The organism is Streptomyces olivaceoviridis, from assembly GCF_014650115.1.
GTDB lineage: Bacteria > Actinomycetota > Actinomycetes > Streptomycetales > Streptomycetaceae > Streptomyces > Streptomyces olivaceoviridis.
In genome coordinates this window covers 326,694-353,063 of record NZ_BMUI01000004.1, presented here as the reverse complement: position 1 = coordinate 353,063, position 26,370 = coordinate 326,694, and the positions used below count along the sequence as shown (strand labels likewise).

The following is a 26,370-nucleotide window of genomic DNA, read 5'->3' as shown; positions in this document are numbered from 1 at the left end:
GTCACCTCGGATGTCGAACTGTCGGATACGGACCGGTGAGGAACCTAGTCGCCCCACACCTGGGGAGCCACGAGCAACACGCTGCCCGTCCTCCCCCACTGCCTGAGGGGCGCGGGAGGTGCCCCCACTGCTCGGAGACTAGCGGGCAAGTCCGCCAGAGTCAGCGAGAACAGCGGAAAAGTCCTGGTCAGCCTCCGTCAGGCTGGACATTTCAGACATAATGCCCCTGATTTGAGGATGTATTCACCCTCAAGTCGGCGTGATCCCGCTCAGCCGAGCACGCGACCGGGGTTCAGGCACCGGCGACGGCCGCCCGGATCTCACCCGCGAACCGCTCCGCCGCCCCGCGCAGCGCGCTGACGTCGGGACCGTGACGCAGAACACCCCGGCTGACGTTGGGCACGACGTTGCGGACGGCCGCCCCGAAGACCCGGGGAAGATCGGCCGGGGTCGCGCCCTGGGCACCGATGCCCGGCGCGAGGAGCGGGCCGTTGACAGCGAGGTCGTACGAGGACAGGTCGCCGAGCGTGGCACCGACGACCGCGCCGAAGGAGCCCAGCGGCTCCTCCCCCGCGTTCTCGGCCGCCAGGTGGGCCAGCACGGTCGCCCCGACGGTCCGGCCGTCGGCGCGGACCGCGTGCTGCACCTCGCCGCCCTCCGGGTTCGAGGTCAGCGCCAGCACGAACAGGCCGGCCCCGCTCTCCCGGGCGAGCGCGACGGCCGGGCTCAGCGAGCCGTAGCCGAGGTACGGCGAGACGGTCAGGGCGTCGGAGAACAGCGGGGCGCCGGGGCGGAGGAACGCCTCGGCGTAGGCGGCCATGGTCGAGCCGATGTCGCCGCGCTTGGCGTCCATCACGACCAGGGCGCCGGCCGCGCGGGCCTCCTGGACCGACTGCTCCAGGACGGCGAGGCCGCGCGAGCCGAACCGCTCGAAGAAGGCGCTCTGCGGCTTCAGGACGGCCACCCGGTCGGCCACGGCCTCGACGACCGTGCGGCTGAACCGCTCCAGGCCGGCGACGTCGTCGTCCAGGCCCCACTCGGCGAGCAGGGAGGCGTGCGGGTCGATACCGACGCACAGCGGCCCGCGCTCGTCCATGGCGCGGCGCAGCCGGGCGCCGAAGGGCTCCAACGGGCTCATGCGGGCTTCCTCACGTCGGCGCCGACCGCGTCGGCGAGGGTGGCGTACGGGCTGGTGCGCAGCCGGGCGGCGAGGCCCTTGTGGATCGCGCGGCACCAGAAGGGGCCCTCGTAGACGAAGGCGCTGTAGCCCTGGACCAGCGTGGCACCGGCCAGGATGCGCTGCCAGGCGTCCTCGGCGGTCTCGACGCCGCCGACGCCCACCAGGGTGATCCGGTCGCCCACGCGCGCGTACAGGCGGCGCAGGACCTCCAGGGAGCGCTCCTTGAGCGGGGCGCCGGACAGGCCGCCGGTCTCCTTGACCAGCGCGGCGGGGGACCGCAGGCCGAGGCCCTCGCGCGCGATGGTGGTGTTGGTGGCGATGATGCCGTCCAGGCCCAGCTCCACGGCGAGGTCGGCGACCGCGTCGACGTCCTCGTCGGCGAGGTCGGGGGCGATCTTCACCAGCAGCGGGACGCGCCGGTTCGCGACCGTACGGTCGGCGGCCCCGCGCACCGCGGTGAGCAGCGGACGCAGGTGGTCCACCGCCTGGAGGTTCCGCAGACCGGGCGTGTTCGGCGAGGAGACGTTGACGACCAGGTAGTCCGCGTACGGCGCGAGGCGCTCGGCGGACTTCACGTAGTCGGCGACGGCCTCCGCCTCCGGGACGACCTTGGTCTTGCCGATGTTGACGCCGACCACCGTCTTGAAGACCGGCTCACGGGTGGCCAGGCGGGCCGCCACGGCGAGGGAGCCGTCGTTGTTGAAGCCCATGCGGTTGATCAGCGCGCGGTCCGCGACGAGCCGGAACAGCCGCTTCCTGGGGTTGCCGGGCTGCGCCTCCCCCGTCACCGTGCCGATCTCGACGTGGTCGAAGCCCAGCATCGACATCCCGTCGATGGCCACCGCGTTCTTGTCGAATCCGGCCGCGAGCCCGAACGGGCCGTGCATGCGCAGTCCGAACGCCTCCGTGCGCAGCTCCTTGTGGCGGGGCGCGAGGGCGGCGGCGACGAAGGTGCGCAGCACCGGGACGCGGACGGCGAGGCGGATCCAGCGGAAGGCCAGGTAGTGGGCCTTCTCGGGATCCATGCGCTGGAAGACCAGCTTGAAAAAGATCTTGTACATGGTGTCCTCACGAAGAGGGGGACACCGTTTCCGGTGTCCCCCTCGGGGCTGCTAGTCGCGGGCCGCGGTCAGGTGTTCCGCGTGTTCCTGGAGCGAGCGGACGCCCACGTCACCGTGGTTGAGGGCGTCGATGCCCTGGACGGCCGCCGCGAGCGCCTGGACGGTCGTCAGGCACGGCACGGAGCGCGCCACGGCCGCCGTACGGATGTCGTAGCCGTCGAGGCGGCCACCGGTGCCGTACGGGGTGTTGACGATGAGGTCGACCTCGCCGTCGTGGATGAGCTGGACGATGGTCCGCTCGCCGTTCGGGCCGGCGCCCTCGGACTGCTTGCGCACGACCGTGGCGTTGATGCCGTTGCGCTTGAGGACCTCGGCGGTGCCGGAGGTCGCGAGCAGCTCGAAGCCGTGCGCGACCAGCTCGCGCGCCGGGAAGATCATCGAGCGCTTGTCCCGGTTGGCGACCGAGATGAACGCGCGGCCCTTGGTGGGCAGCGGGCCGTAGGCACCCGCCTGCGACTTGGCGTACGCCGTGCCGAAGACCGAGTCGATGCCCATGACCTCGCCGGTGGAGCGCATCTCCGGGCCGAGGACGGTGTCGACGCCGCGGCCGTGGATGTCGCGGAACCGCGACCACGGCATCACGGCCTCCTTGACGGAGATCGGCGCGTCCAGCGGCAGCTCGCCGCCGTCGCCGTTCTTCGGCAGCACGCCCTCGGCGCGCAGCTCGGCGATGGTCGCGCCCAGGGAGATCCGGGCGGCGGCCTTCGCCAGCGGCACCGCGGTCGCCTTCGAGGTGAAGGGGACCGTGCGGGAGGCGCGCGGGTTGGCCTCCAGGACGTAGAGGATGTCGCCGGCCATCGCGAACTGGATGTTGATCAGGCCGCGCACGCCGACGCCCTTGGCGATGGCCTCCGTGGAGGCGCGCAGCCGCTTGATGTCGAAACCGCCGAGGGTGATCGGGGGCAGGGCGCACGCCGAGTCGCCGGAGTGGATGCCGGCCTCCTCGATGTGCTCCATGACGCCGCCGAGGTACAGCTCCTCGCCGTCGTAGAGCGCGTCGACGTCGATCTCGATGGCGTCGTCCAGGAAGCGGTCGACGAGGACCGGCCGGGAGGGGCTGATCTCGGTCGACTCGGCGATGTAGGAGGCGAGGCGGGTCTCGTCGTAGACGATCTCCATGCCGCGTCCGCCGAGGACGTACGACGGCCGGACCAGGACCGGGTAGCCGATCTCGTCGGCGATGGCCTTGGCCTCCGCGAAGGTGGTGGCCGTGCCGTGCTTGGGCGCCGGCAGGCCCGCCTCCGCGAGGACCCGGCCGAAGGCGCCGCGGTCCTCGGCCGCGTGGATGGCCTCGGGGGACGTACCCACGATCGGCACGCCGTTGTCCTTCAGGGCCTGCGAGAGGCCCAGCGGGGTCTGGCCGCCCAGCTGGACGATGACGCCCGCGATCGGGCCGGCCTGCTGCTCGGCGTGGACGATCTCCAGCACGTCCTCCAGCGTCAGCGGCTCGAAGTAGAGGCGGTCGGAGGTGTCGTAGTCCGTGGAGACGGTCTCCGGGTTGCAGTTGACCATCACGGTCTCGTACCCGGCGTCGGACAGCGCGAAGGAGGCGTGGACGCAGGAGTAGTCGAACTCGATGCCCTGGCCGATGCGGTTCGGTCCGGAGCCCAGGATGATCACGGCCGGCTTCTCGCGCGGCGCGACCTCGTTCTCCTCGTCGTAGGAGGAGTAGAAGTACGGCGTCTTCGCGGCGAACTCGGCGGCGCAGGTATCGACCGTCTTGTAGACCGGGCGGACGCCGAGGGCGTGCCGGACCTCGCGGACGACGTCCTCGCGCAGGCCGCGGATCTCGGCGACCTGCTGGTCGGAGAAGCCGTGCCGCTTGGCCTCGGCGAGCAGGTCGCGGGTCAGCTCCGGGGCCTCGGCCAGCTCGTCGGCGATCTCCTTGATCAGGAAGAGCTGGTCCACGAACCACGGGTCGATCTTCGTGTACTCGAAGACCTCCTGGGGGGTGGCGCCCGCGCGGATGGCCTGCATGACCGTGTTGATCCGGCCGTCGGTGGGCCGTACGGCCTCGCGCAGCAGGGTCTCCTTGTCGCCGGGCTCACCGGTGAAGGCGAACTGGCTGCCCTTCTTCTCCAGCGACCGCAGCGCCTTCTGGAAGGCCTCGGGGAAGTTGCGGCCGATGGCCATGGCCTCGCCGACCGACTTCATGGTGGTGGTCAGCGTGGAGTCGGCCTGCGGGAACTTCTCGAAGGCGAACCGCGGGGCCTTGACCACCACGTAGTCGAGCGTGGGCTCGAAGGAGGCGGGGGTCTCCTGCGTGATGTCGTTCGGGATCTCGTCCAGGGTGTAGCCGACGGCCAGCTTGGCGGCGATCTTGGCGATCGGGAAGCCGGTCGCCTTGGAGGCGAGCGCCGAGGAACGCGACACGCGCGGGTTCATCTCGATGACGATCACGCGACCGTCCTCGGGGTTCACCGCGAACTGGATGTTGCAGCCGCCGGTGTCCACGCCGACCTCGCGGATGACGGCGATGCCGATGTCCCGCAGGATCTGGTACTCGCGGTCGGTCAGCGTCATCGAGGGCGCCACGGTGATGGAGTCACCGGTGTGCACGCCCATCGGGTCGAAGTTCTCGATGGAGCAGACGACCACGACGTTGTCGTTCTTGTCGCGCATCAGCTCCAGCTCGTACTCCTTCCAGCCGAGGATGGACTCCTCCAGGAGCACCTCGGTGGTCGGGGAGAGCGTGAGTCCCTGGCCGGCGATGCGGCGCAGCTCCTCCTCGTCGTGCGCGAAGCCGGAGCCGGCGCCGCCCATGGTGAAGGACGGACGGACGACGACCGGGTAGCCGCCGAGGGTCTCGACGCCCTTGAGGACGTCGTCCATGGAGTGGCAGATGACCGAGCGGGCGGACTCGCCGTGGCCGATCTTGCGGCGGACCTCCTCCACGACCTCCTTGAACAGGTCGCGGTCCTCGCCCTTGTGGATCGCCTCGGGCTTGGCGCCGATCAGCTCCACGCCGTACTTGGCGAGGACGCCGTTCTCGTGCAGGGAGATGGCGGTGTTCAGGGCCGTCTGGCCGCCCAGGGTGGGCAGCAGGGCGTCCGGGCGCTCCTTGGCGATGATCTTCTCGACGAACTCGGGGGTGATCGGCTCGACGTAGGTGGCGTCGGCGATCTCCGGGTCCGTCATGATCGTCGCCGGGTTGGAGTTGACGAGGACGACGCGCAGGCCCTCGGCCTTGAGCACGCGGCACGCCTGGGTGCCGGAGTAGTCGAACTCGGCGGCCTGGCCGATGACGATCGGGCCGGAGCCGATGACCAGGACGGACTGGATATCGGTGCGCTTAGGCACGCTGGCCCTCCATCAGGGAGACGAAGCGGTCGAAGAGGTAGGCGGCGTCGTGCGGGCCGGCCGCCGCTTCGGGGTGGTACTGGACGGAGAAGGCGGGCTGGTCGAGCAGCTGGAGCCCCTCCACGACGTCGTCGTTGAGGCAGACGTGGGAGACCTCGGCGCGGCCGAACCTGGTCTCGCTGACCTTGTCGAGCGGCGCGTCCACGGCGAAGCCGTGGTTGTGCGCGGTGACCTCGACCTTGCCGGTCGTACGGTCCTGGACCGGCTGGTTGATGCCCCGGTGGCCGTACTTCAGCTTGTAGGTGCCGAAGCCGAGGGCGCGGCCGAGGATCTGGTTGCCGAAGCAGATGCCGAACAGCGGGGTCCCGCGCTCCAGGACGGCGGTCATCAGCGCGACCGGGCCGTCGGCGGTCGCCGGGTCGCCGGGACCGTTGGAGAAGAACACACCGTCCGGGTCGACGGCGTAGACGTCGTCGGCCGTGGCGGTGGCGGGCAGGACGTGCACCTCGATGCCGCGCTCGGCCATGCGGTGCGGGGTCATGCCCTTGATGCCGAGGTCGATGGCGGCGACCGTGAACCGCTTCTCGCCGACCGCCGGGACGACGTACGCCTCCTGGGTGGCGACCTCCTCGTAGAGGCTCGCGCCCTTCATGTGCGGCTGGGCCTGTACGCGCTCCAGCAGCTCGGCGTCGGGGGCGGCGGCCTCGCCGGAGAAGATGCCGGCGCGCATGGAGCCGCGCTCGCGCAGGTGGCGGGTGAGGGCCCGGGTGTCGATGCCGGAGATGCCGACCACGCCCTGCCGCTCCAGCTCGTCGTCCAGGGAGCGCTTGGCCCGCCAGTTGGACGGCACGCGCGCGGGGTCGCGCACGACGTAGCCGGAGACCCAGATGCGGCCGGACTCGTCGTCCTCGTCGTTCCAGCCGGTGTTGCCGATCTGGGGGGCGGTCGCGACGACGATCTGACGGTCGTACGACGGGTCGGTGAGGGTCTCCTGGTAGCCGGTCATGCCGGTGGAGAACACGGCCTCGCCGAAGGTCTCCCCCACGGCCCCGTAGGCGCGGCCGCGGAAGATGCGGCCGTCCTCCAGGACGAGTACGGCGGGAAGCACCTGGTTCCTCTGAGAGGAGCTTCCCCTGGTGGAGGTCGTCATCGCGCGCCTTCCGTGTCGTTGGTCATCTGGTTCAGGGTGTCGACCCACTCGGTGTGCTCGGCCGCGTGGTCGGAGCGGAAGCCCGAGTCGATCAGCTTGTCGCCGAGCGCCCAGGTCACCACCAGCAGTCCGCCCTCGGTGAGGACCTTGCCGGCGATGCCCTTGTCCAGCCGGGCTCCGCGCAGGGCCGCCGTGGGGACGAAGAAGTCGGTCGCGCCGGGGCGCTCGACCTCCAGGCCCGCGTCGGTCAGGGTGAGCTCGGCCCGGCTGCGGGTGCCCAGGCCGTGGGCCACGATGCGGTCCAGCCACTGTCCGGCGGTGGTGGAGCCGTGGTACCGGCCGCTCATGCTCAGTCTGGCCGGGCCGGTCTCCTCCGGCGCGCTGGGCAGCTCCGGCAGGTCGCTCTGGAGGGTGCCGCGCCACTTCCAGCCCTCGCGCATCAGCCAGTAGACCAGCGCGATGAAGAGGGCCAGTCCGACGAGCCAGCCGATGCGGGCCCCCCAGTCGGTGACCTCGGCCGACTTCTTCGCCTCGGCCAGCAGGATTACAGGTGTCACGTGAGCTTCCCGTCGACGAGCGTGGCCTTGCCCCGCAGCCACGTGTGCGTCACACGGCCCGGCAGCTCACGCCCCTGGTAGGGGGTGTTGCGGCTGCGCGAGGCGAAGCCCGCGGGGTCCACCTGGCCACGGTATTCCGTGTCGACCAGGGTGAGGTTGGCGGGCTCACCAGCCGAGACGGGACGGCCGTGGCCGGTGGCCTGTCCGATCCGCGCGGGCTTGAAGGACATGCGGTCGGCGACGCCGGCCCAGTCCAGCAGGCCCGTGTCGACCATGGTCTCCTGGACCACTGACAACGCGGTCTCCAGGCCGACCATGCCCATGGCGGCGGCGGCCCACTCGCAGTCCTTGTCCTCGTGCGGGTGCGGGGCGTGGTCGGTGGCGACGATGTCGATCGTGCCGTCGGCGAGCGCCTCGCGCAGGGCCAGCACGTCGCGCTCGGTGCGCAGCGGCGGGTTGACCTTGTACACGGGGTTGTAGGTGCGCACCAGCTCGTCGGTCAGCAGCAGGTGGTGCGGGGTGACCTCGGCGGTGACCTGGATGCCCCGGGACTTGGCCCAGCGGACGATCTCGACGGAGCCGGCGGTCGACAGGTGGCAGATGTGGACGCGGGAGCCGACGTGGTCGGCGAGGAGGACGTCGCGGGCGATGATCGACTCCTCGGCGACGGCCGGCCAGCCGCCCAGGCCCAGCTCGGCGGAGACGACGCCCTCGTTCATCTGGGCGCCCTCGGTGAGCCGCGGCTCCTGCGCGTGCTGGGCGACGACACCGCCGAAGGCCTTCACGTACTCCAGCGCGCGGCGCATGATCACGGCGTCGTCCACGCACTTGCCGTCGTCGGAGAAGACGGTGACGCCGGCGGCGGACTCGTGCATGGCGCCCAGTTCGGCGAGCTTCTTGCCCTCCAGGCCGACGGTGACGGCGCCGATGGGCTGGACGTCGCAGTAGCCGTGCTCCTGGCCGAGCCGCCAGACCTGCTCGACCACACCGGCGGTGTCGGCGACCGGGAAGGTGTTGGCCATGGCGAAGACGGCCGTGTAGCCGCCGCTCGCCGCCGCGCGGGTGCCGGTGAGGACGGTCTCGGAGTCCTCGCGGCCCGGCTCGCGCAGGTGGGTGTGCAGATCGACCAGGCCCGGCAGCAGCACCTTGCCGTCGGCCTCGACGACCTGGGCGCCCTCGGCGGACAGGTCCTCGCCCACCTCGGCGATGGTCCCGCCGTCGATCAGGACGTCCTGCGGCGCGCCGCCGAGCACCTTCGCACCACGGATCAGGATCTTGCTCATGTGTCTTACTTCTCCTCGGTACGAGAGTGGGTGACGGCGGGCTCGTTGCCGCCGAGCAGCAGGTACAGGACGGCCATCCGGATGGAGACGCCGTTGGCGACCTGCTCGACGGCGGTGCAGCGGTCGGAGTCGGCGACCTCGGCGGTGATCTCCATGCCGCGCACCATCGGGCCGGGGTGCATCACGATGGCGTGCTCGGGCAGCCTGGCCATGCGGTCGCCGTCGAGACCGTAGCGCCGCGAGTACTCGCGCTCGGTCGGGAAGAAGGCGGCGTTCATGCGCTCGCGCTGGACGCGGAGCATCATCACGGCGTCGGACTTGGGCAGCGTGCTGTCGAGGTCGTACGAGACCGCGCACGGCCAGGAGTCGACGCCGACCGGCACCAGGGTGGGCGGGGCGACCAGGGTGACCTCGGCGCCGAGGGTGTGCAGCAGGTCGACGTTGGAGCGGGCGACCCGGCTGTGCAGGACGTCGCCGACGACGGTGATCCGCTTGCCGGACAGGTCCTGGCCGAGCCCGGCGTCGCGGCCGATGAGCCGGCGGCGCATCGTGAAGGCGTCCAGCAGTGCCTGGGTGGGGTGCTGGTGGGTGCCGTCGCCGGCGTTGATGACGGCCGCGTCGATCCAGCCGGAGTTGGCCAGGCGGTACGGGGCTCCGGAGGCGCCGTGCCGGATGACCACGGCGTCGACGCCCATGGCCTCCAGGGTCTGCGCGGTGTCCTTCAGGGACTCCCCCTTGGACACCGAGGATCCCTTGGCGGAGAAGTTGATGACATCCGCCGACAGGCGCTTCTCGGCGGCCTCGAAGGAGATGCGCGTGCGCGTGGAGTCCTCGAAGAAGAGGTTGACGATCGTCCGGCCGCGCAGGGTCGGCAGCTTCTTGATCGGCCGGTCCGCGACCCGGGCCATCTCCTCGGCGGTGTCGAGGATGTGGACGGCGTCGTCGCGGGTGAGGTCGGCGGCCGAGATGAGATGACGCTGCATCTGTCAGGCTCCGTAAGGCAGTTCATTCGGGAGATTTCGGGCAGGCGGGCGCGTGTTCACGGCACGCCGGGGCGGCCGTGCGCCTGACTTGCTACTGAGCGGCCGGCTTCGCACCGAGCAGCACGGTGTCGCGACCGTCCTCCTCGGCGAGCTGGACCTTGACCGTCTCCCGCAGCGACGTGGGGAGGTTCTTGCCGACGTAGTCGGCACGGATGGGCAGTTCGCGGTGGCCGCGGTCGACCAGGACCGCGAGCTGCACCGCGCGCGGGCGCCCGATGTCGTTCAGGGCGTCGAGGGCGGCGCGGATGGTGCGTCCGGAGAAGAGCACGTCGTCGACGAGGACGACCAGCCGGCCGTCGATGCCGTCGCCGGGGATCTCGGTGCGAGCCAGCGCGCGCGGCGGATGCATGCGCAGATCGTCGCGGTACATGGTGATGTCGAGCGAGCCGACCGGGACCCCGCGGTCGGTGATCTGCTCCAGCTTGGCGGCGAGCCGCTGGGCGAGGAAGACGCCGCGGGTCGGGATGCCGAGGAGCACCACGTCGTCGGCGCCCTTGGCGCGCTCGACGATCTCGTGGGCGATACGGGTGAGCACCCGTGCGATGTCGGGGCCCTCGAGAACGGGCCTCGCATCGGACGCTTGCGGATGCGCAGGCGTGATGTTCTTGTCCATACGAAACGGACCTCCTTCTCCGCCTCACGGGACGGACCTTAAAGGACGTCGGAATTGCGCCATCTACCGTAGCAGGTCACCTGACCGGCCCCGGCCGCCCCCCTGTCACCCGCTCGGCCTAATCGGTGGCCACTACCACGGAAGAGTCGGTGTGGACCATTCGGCTTGACGCACCAGAGTCACGCTGCGTAACCTCACAGTGAGTTACCAGCCGCGCGGCGGGAAAGCAGCCGGCCGCGTCGACACAGTGTCCGGGGAGCTATATGTCCAGCGAATACGCCAAACAGCTCGGGGCCAAGCTCCGGGCCATCCGCACCCAGCAGGGCCTTTCCCTCCACGGTGTCGAGGAGAAGTCCCAGGGGCGCTGGAAGGCCGTGGTGGTCGGTTCGTACGAGCGCGGCGACCGTGCCGTGACCGTGCAGCGCCTGGCCGAGCTGGCCGATTTCTATGGCGTTCCGGTGCAGGAGCTCCTGCCGGGCACCACGCCGGGCGGCGCCGCGGAGCCGCCGCCGAAGCTGGTCCTGGACCTGGAGCGGCTGGCCACCGTGCCGGCCGAGAAGGCGGGCCCCCTGCAGCGCTACGCGGCGACGATCCAGTCCCAGCGCGGTGACTACAACGGCAAGGTGCTCTCCATCCGCCAGGACGACCTGCGCACACTCGCCGTCATCTACGACCAGTCCCCCTCGGTCCTCACCGAGCAGCTGATCAGCTGGGGTGTCCTGGACGCGGACGCGCGCCGCGCGGTGGCGACGCACGAAGAGGCGTAAGCGCACGCACACACCTCAGCAGAAACGTGCCGCCGGGGTGGCCGGAACTCTACGGTTCCGGCCACCCCGGCGGCGTTCCAGCGCCGGTACGGCAAACGCCGGAGGGCCCGCAGCACAGACATGCTGCGGGCCCTCCGGCATCGGCTGTCGGGCGGTTTTACGCCTGGTCCCGGCGCAGGGACGGCTTGAGTTCCTTCAGACGGCCCAGCAGACCGTTGACGAACGACGGCGACTCGTCGGTCGAGAACTCCTTCGCCAGCTGCACCATCTCGTCCAGGACGACGGCGTCCGGGGTCTCGTCGACCCAGATCAGCTCGTACGCGCCCAGCCGCAGGATGTTGCGGTCCACGACCGGCATCCGGTCGAGCGTCCAGCCCACCGCGTACTGGGCGATCAGCTCGTCGATCCGCTTCGCGTGCTCCGCGTAGCCCTCGACCAGCTGCATCGTGTACTCGCTGACCGGCGGCTGCCGGGTGTCGGACCGGGAGAGCCGGATCCAGTCCGCGAGGACCGTCAGGACGTCGGCGCCGCGCTGGTCGCCCTCGAAGAGGATCTGGAAGGCGCGCTTGCGGGCCGTGTTGCGGGCAGCCACGGTTAGCTGTTCACCCGGCCGAGGTAGTCGCTGGTGCGGGTGTCGACCTTGATCTTCTCACCGGTGGTGATGAAGAGCGGGACCTGGATCTGGTGGCCGGTCTCCAGGGTGGCGGGCTTGGTGCCACCGGTGGAGCGGTCGCCCTGGACGCCCGGCTCGGTCTCCTGGACGGTCAGCTCGACGGCGGCCGGCAGCTCGACGAAGAGCACCTCGCCCTCGTGCTGCGCGACGGTGGCGGTGAAGCCCTCGATGAGGAAGTTGGCGGCGTCGCCGACGGCCTTGCGGTCGACCATCAGCTGGTCGTAGGTCTCCATGTCCATGAAGACGAAGTACTCGCCGTCCATGTACGAGAACTGCATGTCGCGCTTGTCGACAGTGGCCGTCTCGACCTTGACACCGGCGTTGAAGGTCTTGTCGACGACCTTGCCGGAGAGCACGTTCTTGAGCTTGGTGCGCACGAAGGCGGGGCCCTTGCCGGGCTTGACGTGCTGGAACTCGACGACGGACCAGAGCTGGCCGCCTTCGAGCTTGAGCACCAGGCCGTTCTTGAGGTCGTTCGTGGAAGCCACGGTTGCGGAATCTCCTGGACTGACGTGGACGACCCCGGGGCACGCACCTGCCTAGAGGGCGAGCAGCTCCTTGGTCGTGATGGTGAGTAGCTCGGGTCCGCCGTCCGCCTCGGGGCGTACGACGAGCGTGTCATCGATCCGGACACCGCCCCGGCCCGGGAGGTGGACCCCCGGTTCGACGGTGACCGGCACGCAAGCGTCCAGTTTACCCATGGCCGCGGGCGCCAACTGCGGGTCCTCGTCGATTTCGAGTCCGACACCGTGTCCGGTCAGCGGTGGCAGGGCCTCCGCATAGCCCGCGGAGTCCAGTACCTGGCGTGCGGCGCGGTCCACGTCACGGTAGGCGGCGCCGGGTGCCAGGAACTCGCGTCCGGCCCGCTGGGCGGCGAAGACCAGGTCGTACAGCTCGATCTGCCAGTCGGCGGGTGAGGTGCCGATGACGAAGGTGCGGCCGATCTCGCAGCGGTACCCGCGGTAGGTGGCGCCGAGACAGACGGAGAGGAAGTCGCCCTCCTCCACCCGCCGGTCGGTGGGGCGGTGGCCACGGCGGCCGGCGTGCGGTCCGGTGGCCACGGAGGTGGGGAAGGCCGGTCCGTCGGCGCCGTGGTCGACCAGGCGCCGCTCCAGCTCCAGCGCGAGATGCCGTTCGGTACGGCCGACCAGGATGGACTCCAGCAGCTCGCCGAGGGCCTGGTCGGCGATCTCGGCGCCGATGCGGAGACAGGAGATCTCCTCCTCGTCCTTGACGACCCTGAGCTGTTCCACGGCCCCGCCGAGGTCGATGAGGCGGAGCCTCGGGGCGACGCAGGCGATGGCCCGGTGCCGGGTGACGGTGAGGTGGTGTTCCTCGACCGCCAGGGAGTCGGCACCCTGGTCGGCCGCGAGGCCGGCCGCCGCGACGGCGGCGTCGCCGTCGCGCGGCGGAAGGACGTGCAGGCGCAGGTTCTCGTCCGGCTGGCCTTCGTGCGGGCGGTCGTCCGGCGGACCGGCGCACACCAGGACGTCCTCGCTCCTGCCGATCAGCAGCACGGCGCCCCGCGGGGCCGCGGCGGCGAGGTAGCGGACATTGGCCGGGCGGGTGACGAGCGCTGCCGCGGTGCCGGCCGCGTTGAAGTGTTCCCTCAGCCGGGATCGGCGGTTCGCGTACACCTCTGACATGAGATGAGCGTAGGAGGTTTGTCTGGATTGTGCCGATCGGCGGGGGCCGAGTGGGGTTGCGGAGCAGGTGGGGGGTGGTGCCGTGGGGCGCCGGAGGCACCCCCGCTCACCAGCTCGGTGGGCTCGCTATCGCCCTGGCCAGGACCTCGTCCAGCACGCGGGCCGTGCCCGGGACGTCCAGCTGGGAGTTGTCGACGATCGGGAGGCCCGAGCCGTACCAGCCGGCCATGCGGCCGTGGATGCGGGCCACCTCCTCGTCGGTGAGGCGGCGGTTGCCGGTGCGTTCGGCGTTGCGCTCCAGGACGACGTCGAGGCCCGGGAGCAGGACCACCGGGAGCAGGCCGGGACCCACGTGCCGCTTCCAGCCGCCGAGGCCGACGACCGGGCGGTCCGGGAAGACGGCGTCGTCCAGGATGCAGGAGATGCCGTTGGCCAGGAAGTTGCGCGCGGCGAAGCCGCAGGTGCGACGGGCCAGGCGGTACTGGGCCTCCGAGTTGTCGTTCCAGCCGGACTGCGGGTCGGCGAAGCCCGAGCGGACCCATTCGCGGACGTCGTCCAGGCTGATGTGGGCCGTGGGGACCCGGCGGTGGTCCGCCCAGTACTTGGCGACGCTGGTCTTGCCCGCGCCGGCCGGGCCGATGAGGAGGACGGCGAGGGGGGTCGCCGTCGGATCCGGTGCCGTGGCCGCGGCGGGCGGGGCCGCCGGGGCGCCGACCGGGCCGCCGGGCGGCAGCGGGACGTGTCCGGTGCTGTCGGGGGTCTGCGGGCCGGCGGTGTGCCGCGGGGGCGCGGGCGGCGGCACCGGGCCGGCGGGGGCCGGGGGCTGCTGCGGGGCCGGCGGCACCGGTCCGGGCGGAGCCGGGAAGCCCGGCGACGGGGGGACGGGGGCGGGCCCCTGGGAGACTCCCGGGTGCGGGCCCGGGTGGTGTGCGGCCGGCACCCAGCCGACGTGCGGGCCCTGCCCCGGCTGGTGGGGCGGCGGCAGCGGAGACCCCACTGCGTGCTGCATCCGTTGCCACTCCGTCTCGTCCACACATCTGGCACTGGCAGCGGGGGCGTGCCCCGCTCGCTACCGAACGGTACCGTCCCCGGCCGTCGTTTGGTGAAACGGCCGGGGGCGGTCCGAAGTGCCCGGCGGACGAAGGAAATCGGACGCGGGGAGCGGTCCGGGGACTACTGGCCGACCTCGCCGTAGGCGGCGAGGAGGACGGCCGGGTCCGGCCCTTCCAGGACGGTCGGCTTGGCCAGGCCGTCCAGGACGATGAAGCGCAGCAGGTCGCCACGGGACTTCTTGTCGACCTTCATCGCCTCCAGCAGCTTGGGCCACTGGTCGTAGCGGTAGTGCAGCGGCAGGCCGACGGATTCGAGGATGCTGCGGTGGCGGTCCGCCGTCGCGTCGTCCAGGCGGCCCGCGAGGCGGCCGAGTTCGGCGGCGAAGTGCATGCCGACCGCGACCGCGGCCCCGTGCCGCCACTTGTACCGCTCGTTCTTCTCGATGGCGTGGCCGAGCGTGTGACCGTAGTTGAGGATCTCCCGCCGGCCGGATTCCTTCAGGTCCGAGGAGACGACGTCGGCCTTGACGCGGATCGACCGCTCGATCAGCTCGGCCGTGTGCGGGCCCGCCGGGGTGCGGGCGGCCTGCGGGTCGGCCTCGATCAGGTCCAGGATCACCGGGTCGACGATGAACCCCGCCTTGATGATCTCGGCCAGTCCGGAGACGTAGTCGTGCACCGGGAGGGAGCCCAGCGCGGCCAGGTCGCACAGGACACCGGCCGGCGGGTGGAAGGCGCCGACCAGGTTCTTGCCCTCGGCGGTGTTGATGCCGGTCTTGCCGCCGACCGCCGCGTCCACCATGGCCAGCACGGTCGTGGGGACGGCGATCCAGCGCACCCCGCGCAGCCAGGTCCCGGCGACGAACCCGGCCAGGTCGGTGGTGGCGCCCCCGCCGACACCGACGACGACGTCGGTGCGGGTGAAGCCGCACTGGCCCAGCGCCTTCCAGCAGTAGGCGGCGACCTCGGCGGTCTTGGCCTCCTCCGCGTTGGGCACCTGGATCGCCACGGCCTCGTAGCCCTGCCCGGCCAGGTCGGCGCGCAGCGCCTCCCCGGTCTCGGCCAGCGCTTCCGGGTGGATCACGGCGACCCGCTTGGCCCTCGCCCCGATGAGCCCGGCCAGCTCGCCCAGGAGCTGCCGGCCGACCAGCACCTCGTAGGGGTCGGTGCCCGCGGTACCGGCGATCTGGATCCGGGTGACTGCCTCGCTCATACCTGCTTCAACTCCAGTGCGTCCAGCGCCGCCTGCGCGACCTCTTCCGGAGTGCGGCCGTCCGTCGCGACGACGGCGGTGGCGACCTCCTCGTACAGGTGCCGGCGCGCCTCCATCAGCTCCCGCCACTGCTTGCGCGGGTTGACCGCGAGCAGCGGGCGGGCCACGTTCAGACCGGTGCGCTTGACGGCCTCCTCGACCTCCATCGAGAGGTACAGCACCCGCTGCCCGGCCAGCAGCGCGCGGGTGTCCGCGTCCAGGACCGTCCCGCCGCCCAGCGCGACGACGCCCCGGTGCTCGGCGAGCGCGGTCCGCACGGCGGCCTTCTCCAGGGCGCGGAAGGCGGCCTCGCCGTCGTCCACAAAGATCTCGGCGATGCTGCGGCCCTCGGCCGTCACGATGTCCTCGTCGGTGTCCCGGTAGCCGACGCCGAGGCGCTCGGCGAGCAGTCGGCCGACGGTGGACTTGCCCACGCCCATCGGCCCGACCAGGACGACCGCCGGTACGCCGCTCACCGGATCGCCAGGTTGTCGAGGTACGACCGGACGTTGCGGCGGGTCTCCGGGACGGAGTCACCGCCGAACTTCTCGGCGACCGCGTCCGCGAGGACGAGTGCCACCATGGCCTCGGCGACGATGCCGGCCGCAGGGACGGCGGAGACGTCGGAGCGCTGGTGGTGGGCCTGGGCGGGCTCGCCGGTGGTGACGTCCACCGTCCTGAGCGCGCGCGGCACGGTCGCGATCGGCTTCATCGCGGCGCGCACTCGCAGCAGCTCACCCGTGCTGAGGCCGCCCTCGGTGCCGCCCGAGCGGCCGGAGACGCGCCGGATGCCCTCCGGCGTGGCCACGATCTCGTCGTGGGCCTGGGAACCGGGCACCCGGGCCAGCTCGAAGCCGTCACCGATCTCGACGCCCTTGATCGCCTGGATGCCCATGAGCGCGCCGGCGAGGCGGGCGTCCAGCTTGCGGTCCCAGTGCACGTGCGAGCCGAGGCCGACCGGGACGTCGTAGGCCAGCACCTCGACCACGCCGCCCAGGGTGTCGCCGTCCTTGTGGGCCTGGTCGATCTCGGCGACCATCGCCTTCGAGGCGTCCGCGTCGAGGCAGCGCACCGGGTCGGCGTCGAGCTTGTCGACATCGGCCGCAGTGGGGTAGACGCCCCGCGGGGCCTTCACGGAGCACAGCTCGACCACGTGGGAGACGATCTCGATGCCGGCCGTCTCCTTCAGGTACGACCGGGCGACCGCGCCCAGCGCCACCCGGGCCGCCGTCTCGCGCGCCGAGGCGCGCTCCAGGATCGGGCGGGCCTCGTCGAAGCCGTACTTCTGCATGCCCGCCAGGTCGGCGTGGCCGGGGCGGGGGCGGGTCAGCGGCGCGTTGCGGGCCAGGCCCGCCAGCACCTCGGGGTCGACCGGGTCGGCCGCCATGACCTGCTCCCACTTCGGCCACTCGGTGTTGCCCACCATGATCGCCACCGGGGAGCCGAGGGTCAGCCCGTGCCGGACCCCGCCGAGGAACGTGACCTCGTCCCGCTCGAACTTCATGCGCGCACCGCGGCCATAGCCGAGCCGCCGCCGCGCCAGGTGGTCCGCCACCATCTCCGTGGTGATCGGCACGCCGGCGGGAAGACCCTCCAGCGTCGCGACAAGTGCGGGACCGTGGGACTCCCCCGCGGTCAGCCAACGCAGCCTGCTCAACGGTGCTCCTCAGTGCTCGCGCCCGGTACTGCCCGCGCTACGCGCGTCCTCGCGTAGGGCGACGGCGCCGCCGGGTGCGCGACCCCGGTACGCCACCTCCGATCCTCCCACGTCCCGGGGCGCGGACCGGCCGCCGGTCCAGCAGGCGGACGCGTGCGGGGCGTCAGCGGGCCGCGAGCGCCTGCTCGCCGGCGTGCCGCATGGCCTCCAGGGGGCCCGGGGTGTGCCCGGTCATCTGCTCGAACTGGAGCGCGGCCTGGTGGACCAGCAGGTCGAGGCCGCCGACGACGGCGCCGCCGAACATGGACCAGCGGGCCGCCAGCTCGGTGGGCCAGGGATCGTAGAGCACGTCGAAGAGGGTGGCGGGGCGTTCGGGTACGGCGGCGGCGAGGGCGTCGGTCGTGCCGGCGGGCGTGGTGGCGATGACCAGCGGGGCGCGCAGGGCCTCGGCCGCGTCGGCCCAGTCCGCCGTGCGGACCTCCACGTCGAGCCGTTCGCCCCACTGCCGCATCTCGGCGGCGCGGGCCCCGCTGCGGACGTAGGCGACGACCTCCCCGGTGCAGATCCGGGCCAGCGCGGCGAGCGCGGAGGATGCGGTGGCACCGGCGCCGAGGACGGCGGCGGAGTCGACCTGTTCGATGCCGTGCTCACGCAGGGCGGCCACTATGCCCGGGATGTCGGTGTTGTCGCCCAGTCGGCGGCCGTCCTCGGTGAAGACGAGCGTGTTGACCGCGTCGACCGAGGCGGCCGTCTCGCTGATCTCGTCCACCAGCGGGATGACCGCCCGCTTCAGCGGCATGGTCAGCGACAGCCCCGCCCACTCCGGCCCGAGCTTGTCCAGGAAGCCGGGCAGGGCGGCCTCGTCGACGTCGAAGCTGTCGTACGACCAGCCGGTGAGTCCGGCCGCGTCGTACGCGGCCCGGTGCAGCACCGGGGAGAGCGAGTGGGCGATCGGCGAACCGAGCACGGCGGCACGGCGGCCGTCAGTTGCCCGTGTTGGCATTGAACTTGTCCCTGAGTTCCTGGAATTCGGTGAAGGTCTTGGCGAACTCGGTGTTGTTCGTCCCGTCGGTCGCCACGAAGTAGATCCAGCCGTCGTGCGTCGGATTCAGTGTGGCCTTCAGCGCGTCCTCGCCGGGGTTGCCGATCGGGCCGGGCGTAAGTCCCTTGTGAGTGTACGTGTTGTACGGGTCCTGGTTGCCGGTGATCTCCCTTTCGGAGATGTGGATGTTACTCGTGCCCTTGAGGTAGTTGTAGGACGAGTCGAACTGCAACAGCCGGTTGGTCTCGGTGTTGGTGGGCTTGAGGCGGTTGTAGACCACCTCGGCCATCTTGCGGAAGTCGTCGTGGGTCTTGCCCTCGGCCTGCACCAGGCTGGCCACCGTGACGAGTTCGAAGGCGTTGTCCAGGCCGAGCGCCTTGGCCTTGCCGGTCAGGCCGTAGGCGGCGTACTTCAGCTTGGCCTGGGTGACCATCTGCTTCAGGACGGCGTCGGGCTTCATGCCCTTGGCGGCCGGATAGGTGCCCGGGAAGAGGAAGCCCTCCAGCGGGTCCTTGATGTCGCTGTTCTGGTTCTGCGCCCAGGCCGGCAGGCCGAGGGTCCGGTAATTCTTACGGGCGACCTTCTTGGTGGTGCCCGCGGACAGTTCGAGTTTCTTGTCGATGTCCGCGTAGACACCGGAATTGCGCTCGCCGGGGGTGACGATCACATTGTTCTGGCTGCGCGGGTCCATCATCAGCCGGACGGCGCTGGCGGCGGACATCTCCTTCTTCAGGAGATAGGCGCCGGCCTGGATTCCGTCGCCGCCCGGAGTCGTGGTCTGGGCGTGGACGAACGCCTCGGCGCTCTTGACGACCCCGGCCTCTTTCAGGCGGCGGCCGATCTCCCAGCCGCCCGCGCCTTTCGGGATCTCGACGGTCACCGTCTGGCCGGTGCCGTCGCCCGCGTAGTCCGGAGCCGTGCCGAAACGATTTTGGTAGAACTGGTAGCCGAAATACCCGACGCCGCCGAGGCCGCCGCCGAACACCAGGACGACCACCATGCAGGCGCAGCCGGTGCGCCGCTTCTTGCTCTTGACGGGCTTCTTTCCGCGCCGCTCACGCCGGCTCTGGAGCTCGTGCTCCTCCTCGTCGTCCTCGCCGCCGCCTCCCGCGAAGAAGCCGTGCTCCTCCTCGCCCGCCGGCTCGGGCTCCGGCTCGGGCTGCCGGCGGCCGGGCGGCTCCGGCGGCGGGTAGGCGTCCTCGGTGGGGTAGAAGTCGGGCTGCTCCGCGCCGTAGGCCATGGGCTGCTGGCCGTACGGGTCACCGGGGTCGGCGGCGTAGGGCACGTGGCCGTGGGTGCCGGTCGCGTCCCAGCCGCCCTGGTGGAACTGCTGCTGGGTCTGGTGGGCGAACCGCTGGTCGTACTCGGGCCGGCCCGATCCGTCCTGGTAGTCGGGGTAGTCGGGGTAGTCGGGGTACTGGTGCTGCTGCCCGCCGTACCCGGGCTGCTGTTCCTGGCTCCAGTCGCCGTGCTGCGGCGCCTGCGGATGGTGCTGCGGCTGGCCGCCGTAGGGCGACTGCGGGCCCGCCTGGGCCTGCCGTCCCCATCCGCCGTCCCCGTACAACGGGTCCTCCGGATGCCACGGTTCGGAGCCTTGGCCCCGGCCATACTCAGTCATCGATCCCCTAGAGCCGCGAGGCCGACGGTCACGCGGCCGGGGGCCGGCTTCCGCTCCGCCTCTTGCTGTGCCCCGGCTGTTCGAACACCGGCGCATCGCGCGGAACGTTACCGTATCGCGATCAGATGACCACTTCGACGCCTTCGCCGGGTGGTCCACCTGACACCCGTTCGGATTCCAGGGCCTGCTGCAAAATGATGACGGCGGCGGCCTGGTCGATGACCGCACGGCCCTTCTTCGACTTCACGCCCGAGGCACGCAGCCCCTGACTGGCCGTCACCGTCGTCATCCGCTCGTCCACCAGCCGCACCGGCACCGGCGTGATGCCCTTGGCCAGCTCCTGCGCGAAGGCGCGGACCTTGACCGCGGCCGGGCCCTCGCCCCCCTTGAGGGAGCGAGGGAGGCCGATGACGACCTCGATCGGTTCGTACTCCTCCACCAGCTGACGCAACCGGCGGTGGGCGGCGGGGACGTCCCGGCCCGGGACGGTCTCCACCGGGGTGGCGAGGATCCCGTCGGGGTCGCACGAGGCGACCCCGATCCGGGCGTCCCCGACGTCGATCGCGAGCCGACGTCCTCTGCGCATGTCTCGGCCGTTCCCTACTTGGCGGTCTCGGCGACCAGGCGCTCGACGGCGTCGACGGCCTCGCCGACGGCGGCCGGGTTCTGGCCGCCGCCCTGGGCGACGTCCGGCTTGCCGCCACCGCCGCCGCCGAGCGTCTTGGCGGCCGTACGGACCAGGTCACCGGCCTTGAGGCCGCGCTCGCGGGCGGCCTCGTTGGTGGCGATGACCGTGAGCGGCTTGCCGTTGGTGACGGTGAACAGGGCCACGACGGCGGCCCGGCCGCCCTGGATCCGGCCGCGCACGTCCAGGACCAGCTTGCGCAGGTCGTCCGGGGTGGTGCCGTCCGGGACCTGGCCGGTGACCAGGGCGACGCCCCGCACGTCCTTGGCGGACTCGGCGAGACCGGCGGCGGCCTGGAGCACCTTCTCGGCGCGGAACTTCTCGATCTCCTTCTCGGCGTCCTTCAGCTTGCCGAGCATGGCGGAGACCTTCTCCGGCAGCTCCTCCGCGCGGCCCTTGAGCAGCTCGGTCAGCTGGTTGACGACCGTGTGCTCGCGGGCGAGGAAGTTGTAGGCGTCGACGCCGACCAGGGCCTCGATACGGCGCACACCGGAGCCGATGGAGGACTCGCCGAGCAGCTTCACCAGGCCCAGCTGGGCGGTGTTGTGCACGTGCGTGCCGCCGCACAGCTCCTTGGAGAAGTCGCCGATGGTCACGACGCGGACCCGCTCGCCGTACTTCTCGCCGAACTCGGCGATGGCGCCCTGCTTCTTGGCCTCGTCGATGCCCATGATGTCGGCGCGCACGTCGAGGTCGCGGGCGAGCACCTCGTTGATCTTCTGCTCGACGTCGGTCATCACGGCCGTCGGCACGGCGGACGGGGAGCCGAAGTCGAAGCGGAAACGGCCGGGCTGGTTCTCGGAACCGGCCTGGGCGGCCGTCGGGCCGAGGGCGTCGCGCAGGGCCTGGTGGGTGAGGTGGGTGGCCGAGTGGGCGCGGGCGATGGCCGTGCGCCGGCGGGTGTCGATGGCGGCGTGGGCCTTGGCGCCGACGGTCACCTCGCCGACCTGGACGACGCCCTTGTGGACGTAGACGCCGGGGACCGGCTTCTGGCAGTCGCGGACCTCGATGACGGCGCCTGAGTCGACCTTGATCCGGCCGGTGTCGCCGATCTGGCCGCCGCCCTCGGCGTAGAACGGGGTGCGGTCCAGGACGACCTCGACCTCGTCGCCCTCGGTGGCGGCCGGGGAGGAGACACCGTTGACGAGGATGCCGACGATCGTGGACTCGCCCTCGGTGTCGGTGTAGCCGATGAAGTCGGTCTCACCGGCGGCGTCGGCGATCTCGCGGTAGGCACCGAGGTCGGCGTGGCCGGTCTTCTTGGACTGGGCGTCGGCCTTGGCGCGCTCCCGCTGCTCCTTCATCAGGCGGCGGAAGCCCTCCTCGTCCACGGAGAGGCCCTGTTCGGCGGCCATCTCCAGGGTGAGGTCGATCGGGAAGCCCCAGGTGTCGTGGAGCAGGAAGGCCTTGTCGCCGGGCAGCACGCTGGAGCCCTGGGCCTTGGTCTCGGTGACGGCGGTGTCGAGGATGTTGGTGCCGGCCTTCAGCGTCTTGAGGAAGGCGTTCTCCTCGGCGACGGCGACCTTCTCGATGCGCTCGCGGTCGGTGACCAGCTCGGGGTACTGCCGGCCCATCATCCGGATCACGATGTCGATCAGGTCCTTGACGACCGGTCCGGTGGCGCCCAGCAGGCGCATGTTGCGGATGGCGCGGCGCATGATGCGGCGCAGCACGTAGCCACGGCCCTCGTTGCCGGGGGTGACGCCGTCGCCGATGAGCATGGTGGCGGTGCGCATGTGGTCGGTGACCACGCGGAGGGAGACGTCCGAGGCGTGCGATTCGCCGTAGTGGACACCGGTCAGCTCGGTGGCGCGCTTGATGACGGCCATGGAGGTGTCGATCTCGTACATGTTCTGCACGTCCTGCAGAATCATGGCGAGCCGCTCCAGGCCGAGGCCCGTGTCGATGTTCTTGCTCGGCAGGTCCCCGAGGATCTCGAAGTTGTCCTTGCCGGTGCCCTCGCCGCGCTCGTACTGCATGAAGACGAGGTTCCAGATCTCCACGTACCGCTCGTCGTTGACGGCGGGGCCGCCCTCGACGCCGAACTCGGGGCCGCGGTCGTAGTTGATCTCGGAGCAGGGGCCGCAGGGGCCCGGGACGCCCATGGACCAGAAGTTGTCCTTCATGCCCAGGCGCTGGATGCGCTCCTTGGGCACGCCGACGACCTCGTGCCAGATCTGCTCGGCCTCGTCGTCGTCCTGGTAGACGGTGATCCACAGGCGCTCGGGGTCGAGGCCGTAACCACCCTTGTCCTGGGGGCTGGTGAGCAGCTCCCAGGCGAGCTTGATGGCGCCTTCCTTGAAGTAGTCGCCGAAGGAGAAGTTGCCGCACATCTGGAAGAACGTGCCGTGCCGCGTGGTCTTGCCGACCTCTTCGATGTCGGGCGTGCGCACACACTTCTGCACGCTGGTGGCGCGCGGGAAGGGCGGCTTGACCTCACCCAGGAAGTAGGGCTTGAAGGGCACCATGCCGGCGGGGACGAGGAGCAGAGTCGGGTCGTCCGCGATGAGCGACGCCGAAGGGACGACGGTGTGCCCGCGCTCCTCGAAGAAGCTCAGCCAGCGGCGGCGAATCTCGGCCGACTCCATCAGTGGTCCTCATTCCGGTTGTACGAGTACGTCGTGTTCTCGACGTACTGCGGGTTGCTGCGGTTGTTCTCGATGGCGGCGTACCGCCGGGGTGCCGTGAGCCCGGGGCTCTCCTGGATGCCGAGCGCCTCCTCCAGCTCGGCCTCCCGCTGGGCCATGTTGTCGCGGACGTCGAGCGCGAAGCCGACCGCGCGGTCCTTCAGCCGCTGACCGGTCTGAAGGGCCTTGTTCGCCGCGGTGGCGGCCAGGCTCTCCGGGGTCAGCTGCTTCAGCTTGCGGTTGACCTTGGTGGTGGCCCACACACCGGCGGCGACACCTGTGCTGAACCAGAACGTACGGCGGAACATCGCTCGGTCTCAGTCCTTACTTCCGCTTGCGTCGTGCGGCAGGGACCGTCCGGCCCACGATCACGGTACGCCGGGGCGACTTCCCCGGCACGTCCTCCTCCTTGCGGCCACCGAGCGCCCGGCGGACGCCGTAGCCGAAGGCCGCGACCTTCACCAGCGGGCCGCCGAAGGTGGAGGCGACGGTGGTGGACAGCGCGGAGGCGTTCGAGGTGACCTCCTGGACGTCGGAGGCGATGGCGTCGACCCGGTCGATCTGCGTCTGCGCGGAGCGCACCGCCTGGGAGGCGTCGGCGAGCAGCGGGACCGCCTGGTCGGTCACGTCCGCCACGAGCTTGGTGGTCGCCTTGAGCGTCTGGGCCAGCCTCGCCAGTGCGACCGCGAGGAAGGAGACCAGGATCGCCCAGAAGACGGCCACCAGGATCCCGGCCACCTCACCACCGGACACTGTGCGCACCCGCTCCCTGAAACGTGCTCTGAACATCTGAACCATGAAAAAAGCAGTGCCCCGAGCCTATCGCGCCGTGGCGGAGGCTCCGTACCGGATTACCGGGTGGGGCGGGCGGAGTTGCGGGAAGCGATTGTACGCGGTGAACACGGTTCAGTACGCTCCGTGTCCCATGCGAGGTCCTCACAGTCCCGGCTCCTGGGCGGACGGCGATCCACCCCTCGAACTCACCTCTTTCGTCGGGCGCTCGGCCGAGGTGGCCGAGCTGACGACGGCGCTCGGCCAGGCACGGCTGGTGACCGTGACCGGGGTGGGCGGGGTCGGCAAGTCCCGGCTGGCCGCGCGGGTGGCGGCGCGCTGGGCGTCCGGTGGCCCGGCGGGCGCCCCGGGCTGGGGGCGGGTGGAGCTGTCGGCGGTGCGGGACCCGCAGTTCGTGGAGTACGCGGTCGTGGAGGCGCTGGGGCTGACCGACCACACCACGCGCCTGCCCCGGGAGGCGCTGCTGGAGCATCTGGCCGGGCGGCGGGCGCTGTTGGTGCTGGACGGGTTCGAGCACCTGGTGGCCGCCTGTGCCGATCTGACGGCGGAGCTGCTGCGCGAGCTCCCGGAGCTGCGGGTGCTGGCCGTGGGCCGGCGTCCGCTGGACCTCGCGGGCGAGCGGCTGTTCCCGCTGGCGCCGCTCGGCGAGGACGAGGCGGCGGAGCTGTTCACGGACCGGGCCCGGGCGCAGGGCGTGCCGGTGGCCGACGGCACCGAGGTGCGGGAGCTGTGCCGGCGGCTGGAGGGCATCCCGCTGGCGCTGGAGCTGGCGGCCGGGCGGCTGCGGGCGCTGTCCCCGGCGCAGTTGCTGCGGCGCCTGGACGACCGGTTCCGGCTGCTGACCGGTGGCGGCCGGGACGTCCTCCCCCGGCACCAGACGCTGCGCACGGCGATCGGCTGGAGCCACGAGCTGTGCTCACCGGACGAACGGCTGCTGTGGGCCCGCCTGTCGGTGTTCGCGCACTCCTTCGACCTGGAGGCGGCCGAGTACGTGTGCAGCGGGGACGGGCTGGCCGCGGAGGACGTGCTGGACGTGCTGTCGGAGCTGCTCGCCCAGTCGGTCGTCTCCCGCGAGGAGACCCCGGCGGGCCCGCGCTACCGGATGCTGGACACCGTCCGGGCCTACGGCGCCGAGTGGCTGGGGGCGACCGGGGACGCGGGCCGGCTGCGCAGACGGCACCGCGACTGGTACCTGGGCCTCGCCACCCTGTGCGAGCTGGACTGGTTCTCGCCCCGGCAGCGCGAGGTGGCCGCGCGGGTCGAGGCGGAGCTGCCGAATCTGCGGACCGCGCTGGAGTTCTGCCTGACCGAGCCGGAGGAGGCGCACCTCGGCCAGCATCTGGCGGGTGCGCTGTGGTTCTGCTGGGTGGGGTGCGGCCGGCTCGCGGAGGGGCGGCGGTGGCTGGAGCGCGGCCTGGAGCTGGACTCGGAGTACGAGCGGTGCCGGCTGAAGGCGCTGTGGGTGCTCGGCTATGTGGCGATCCTCCAGGGCGACACCGTAGCGGCGCTCCGGGCGCTGCGGATGTGCCGCGAGCAGGCGGAGCGGTCGGCCGATCCGACGGCGGTGGCGTACGCCGAGCACCGCACCGGCTGTCTCGCCCTGGTCACGGATGACATGGCCCGCGCGGAAACGCTGCTGCGGTCGGCGCTGGACCGCTACCAGGAGATCGGCGAGCTGAACAGCAACGTCCTGATGGGCCAGGTGGAGCTGGCGATGACGCGGGCGTTCCAGGGGGATCTGCCGGACGCGGTGCGGCTGTGCGAGGACGTGCGCCGGGTGTGCGAGGACCACGGGGAGCGGTGGGCGCGGTCGTACGCCCTGTACGTGCTGGCGTACGCGGCCTGGCGGGGCGGTGACGCGGTCCATGCGCGCGAGCTGCTGGCGGACTGCCTGGACAACGCGCACGGCTTCCACGACCTGCTGGGCACGGTGCTGTCGATCGAGCTGCTGGCGCTGGTGACGGTGACGCAGGGCGATCCGGTGGAGGCGGCGGTGCTCCAGGGGGCCGCCGGGCGGATCTGGCCCTCGGTCGGGCTGCCGCTGTTCGGCTCGGCCTACTACAACGCCCCGCACGAGAGTTGCGAGGCCATGGCCCGGGAGGCGCTGGGCGACGAGCGGTACGAGGAGTGGGTGCGCCGGGGGGCGCGGCTGGACCGGGAGACCGCGGTGGCCCGGGCGCTGCGCAAGGACGGACGGCCGCTGCCGGCGCTGCCCGCGCCCCGGGGGCCGGTCCCGGCCTCCCGCTCCGGACAGCGCGAACCCGCCGCCTCGCCCACCCGGAAGGGCGGGGAGACGGCGGGCTGAGGACTTA

General features: G+C 71.5%; 23 protein-coding genes. 2 read left to right on the top strand and 21 right to left on the bottom strand.

What is annotated here, in order from left to right:
* Window positions 1–292 precede the first annotated feature (292 nt).
* The 8 genes from pyrF to pyrR form a co-directional block, all read right to left on the bottom strand.
* The gene (gene pyrF / locus IE273_RS10820) at window positions 293–1,138 is read right to left on the bottom strand and encodes an orotidine-5'-phosphate decarboxylase (protein WP_189814914.1); all 846 of its coding nucleotides are present in this window, start codon (window positions 1,136–1,138) and stop codon (window positions 293–295) included.
* Entirely contained in the window at window positions 1,135–2,241 is a 1,107-nt protein-coding gene (locus IE273_RS10815) for a quinone-dependent dihydroorotate dehydrogenase (protein ID WP_189814913.1), read from the bottom strand. The genes pyrF and IE273_RS10815 overlap by 4 nt, the downstream gene beginning before the upstream one ends.
* A 51-nt stretch (window positions 2,242–2,292) precedes the next feature.
* On the bottom strand, window positions 2,293–5,601 hold the full coding sequence (gene carB / locus IE273_RS10810) for a carbamoyl-phosphate synthase large subunit (protein ID WP_189814912.1): 3,309 nt from the start codon (window positions 5,599–5,601) through the stop codon (window positions 2,293–2,295).
* Window positions 5,594–6,751, bottom strand: coding sequence for a glutamine-hydrolyzing carbamoyl-phosphate synthase small subunit (carA, locus tag IE273_RS10805; RefSeq protein WP_189814911.1), 1,158 nt, complete (start codon window positions 6,749–6,751; stop codon window positions 5,594–5,596). Before carA ends, carB begins: the two co-directional genes overlap by 8 nt.
* Window positions 6,748–7,308, bottom strand: a complete 561-nt coding sequence (locus IE273_RS10800; RefSeq protein ID WP_189814910.1) for a PH-like domain-containing protein — start codon at window positions 7,306–7,308, stop codon at window positions 6,748–6,750. The genes carA and IE273_RS10800 overlap by 4 nt, the downstream gene beginning before the upstream one ends.
* A complete protein-coding gene (locus IE273_RS10795) occupies window positions 7,305–8,591 on the bottom strand; it encodes a dihydroorotase (RefSeq protein WP_189814909.1) in 1,287 nt (428 codons plus the stop codon). Before IE273_RS10795 ends, IE273_RS10800 begins: the two co-directional genes overlap by 4 nt.
* Window positions 8,592–8,596: 5 nt before the next feature.
* Window positions 8,597–9,574: an aspartate carbamoyltransferase catalytic subunit gene (locus tag IE273_RS10790; RefSeq protein WP_014671522.1), complete on the bottom strand. Its 978-nt coding sequence runs from the start codon at window positions 9,572–9,574 to the stop codon at window positions 8,597–8,599.
* Between the two features lie 91 nt (window positions 9,575–9,665).
* Complete coding sequence (gene pyrR, locus IE273_RS10785) at window positions 9,666–10,247, bottom strand: bifunctional pyr operon transcriptional regulator/uracil phosphoribosyltransferase PyrR (RefSeq protein WP_189814908.1); 582 nt, start codon at window positions 10,245–10,247, stop codon at window positions 9,666–9,668.
* A gap of 263 nt (window positions 10,248–10,510) precedes the next feature.
* Here pyrR and bldD point away from each other — a divergent pair, with 263 nt between their 5' ends.
* The gene (gene bldD, locus IE273_RS10780) at window positions 10,511–11,014 is read left to right on the top strand and encodes a transcriptional regulator BldD (protein WP_014671524.1); all 504 of its coding nucleotides are present in this window, start codon (window positions 10,511–10,513) and stop codon (window positions 11,012–11,014) included.
* A 157-nt stretch (window positions 11,015–11,171) separates the two neighbouring features.
* Here the strand turns inward: bldD and nusB are convergent, their stop codons facing one another.
* The 13 genes from nusB to IE273_RS10715 all read right to left on the bottom strand — a co-directional run bounded on the left by nusB (window position 11,172) and on the right by IE273_RS10715 (window position 24,028).
* Window positions 11,172–11,606, bottom strand: a complete 435-nt coding sequence (gene nusB / locus IE273_RS10775; protein ID WP_189814907.1) for a transcription antitermination factor NusB — start codon at window positions 11,604–11,606, stop codon at window positions 11,172–11,174.
* Between the two features lie 2 nt (window positions 11,607–11,608).
* On the bottom strand, window positions 11,609–12,175 hold the full coding sequence (gene efp / locus IE273_RS10770) for an elongation factor P (protein WP_009187601.1): 567 nt from the start codon (window positions 12,173–12,175) through the stop codon (window positions 11,609–11,611).
* A 51-nt stretch (window positions 12,176–12,226) separates the two neighbouring features.
* Window positions 12,227–13,333, bottom strand: a complete 1,107-nt coding sequence (locus tag IE273_RS10765) for an aminopeptidase P family protein (RefSeq protein WP_189814906.1) — start codon at window positions 13,331–13,333, stop codon at window positions 12,227–12,229.
* A 106-nt stretch (window positions 13,334–13,439) separates the two neighbouring features.
* Window positions 13,440–14,342, bottom strand: a complete 903-nt coding sequence (locus IE273_RS10760) for a Pro-rich N-terminal domain-containing protein (RefSeq protein ID WP_189814905.1) — start codon at window positions 14,340–14,342, stop codon at window positions 13,440–13,442.
* A gap of 164 nt (window positions 14,343–14,506) precedes the next feature.
* Window positions 14,507–15,598: a 3-dehydroquinate synthase gene (aroB, locus tag IE273_RS10755; protein WP_189814904.1), complete on the bottom strand. Its 1,092-nt coding sequence runs from the start codon at window positions 15,596–15,598 to the stop codon at window positions 14,507–14,509.
* Window positions 15,595–16,077, bottom strand: a complete 483-nt coding sequence (locus IE273_RS10750) for a shikimate kinase (protein ID WP_189815010.1) — start codon at window positions 16,075–16,077, stop codon at window positions 15,595–15,597. The genes aroB and IE273_RS10750 overlap by 4 nt, the downstream gene beginning before the upstream one ends.
* Window positions 16,078–16,109: 32 nt before the next feature.
* Entirely contained in the window at window positions 16,110–17,294 is a 1,185-nt protein-coding gene (gene aroC, locus IE273_RS10745) for a chorismate synthase (protein WP_189814903.1), read from the bottom strand.
* Between the two features lie 163 nt (window positions 17,295–17,457).
* The gene (locus IE273_RS10740) at window positions 17,458–18,297 is read right to left on the bottom strand and encodes a shikimate dehydrogenase (RefSeq protein ID WP_189814902.1); all 840 of its coding nucleotides are present in this window, start codon (window positions 18,295–18,297) and stop codon (window positions 17,458–17,460) included.
* Window positions 18,278–19,954 carry an endolytic transglycosylase MltG gene (gene mltG, locus IE273_RS10735; RefSeq protein WP_229887151.1) on the bottom strand — a complete coding sequence of 559 codons (1,677 nt, stop codon included), beginning with the start codon at window positions 19,952–19,954 and terminating at the stop codon, window positions 18,278–18,280. Before mltG ends, IE273_RS10740 begins: the two co-directional genes overlap by 20 nt.
* Window positions 19,955–20,075: 121 nt before the next feature.
* Window positions 20,076–20,540 (bottom strand): Holliday junction resolvase RuvX, encoded by a 465-nt coding sequence (ruvX, locus tag IE273_RS10730; protein WP_189814901.1) that lies wholly within the window; start codon window positions 20,538–20,540, stop codon window positions 20,076–20,078.
* Between the two features lie 14 nt (window positions 20,541–20,554).
* Window positions 20,555–23,227: an alanine--tRNA ligase gene (alaS, locus tag IE273_RS10725; protein WP_189814900.1), complete on the bottom strand. Its 2,673-nt coding sequence runs from the start codon at window positions 23,225–23,227 to the stop codon at window positions 20,555–20,557.
* Window positions 23,227–23,574 carry a hypothetical protein gene (locus tag IE273_RS10720; RefSeq protein WP_189814899.1) on the bottom strand — a complete coding sequence of 116 codons (348 nt, stop codon included), beginning with the start codon at window positions 23,572–23,574 and terminating at the stop codon, window positions 23,227–23,229. The genes alaS and IE273_RS10720 overlap by 1 nt, the downstream gene beginning before the upstream one ends.
* 16 nt (window positions 23,575–23,590) lie before the next feature.
* The gene (locus IE273_RS10715; RefSeq protein ID WP_086011507.1) at window positions 23,591–24,028 is read right to left on the bottom strand and encodes a DUF948 domain-containing protein; all 438 of its coding nucleotides are present in this window, start codon (window positions 24,026–24,028) and stop codon (window positions 23,591–23,593) included.
* 163 nt (window positions 24,029–24,191) lie between these two features.
* Here IE273_RS10715 and IE273_RS10710 point away from each other — a divergent pair, with 163 nt between their 5' ends.
* The gene (locus IE273_RS10710) at window positions 24,192–26,363 is read left to right on the top strand and encodes an ATP-binding protein (RefSeq protein WP_189814898.1); all 2,172 of its coding nucleotides are present in this window, start codon (window positions 24,192–24,194) and stop codon (window positions 26,361–26,363) included.
* Window positions 26,364–26,370: the final 7 nt, after the last annotated feature.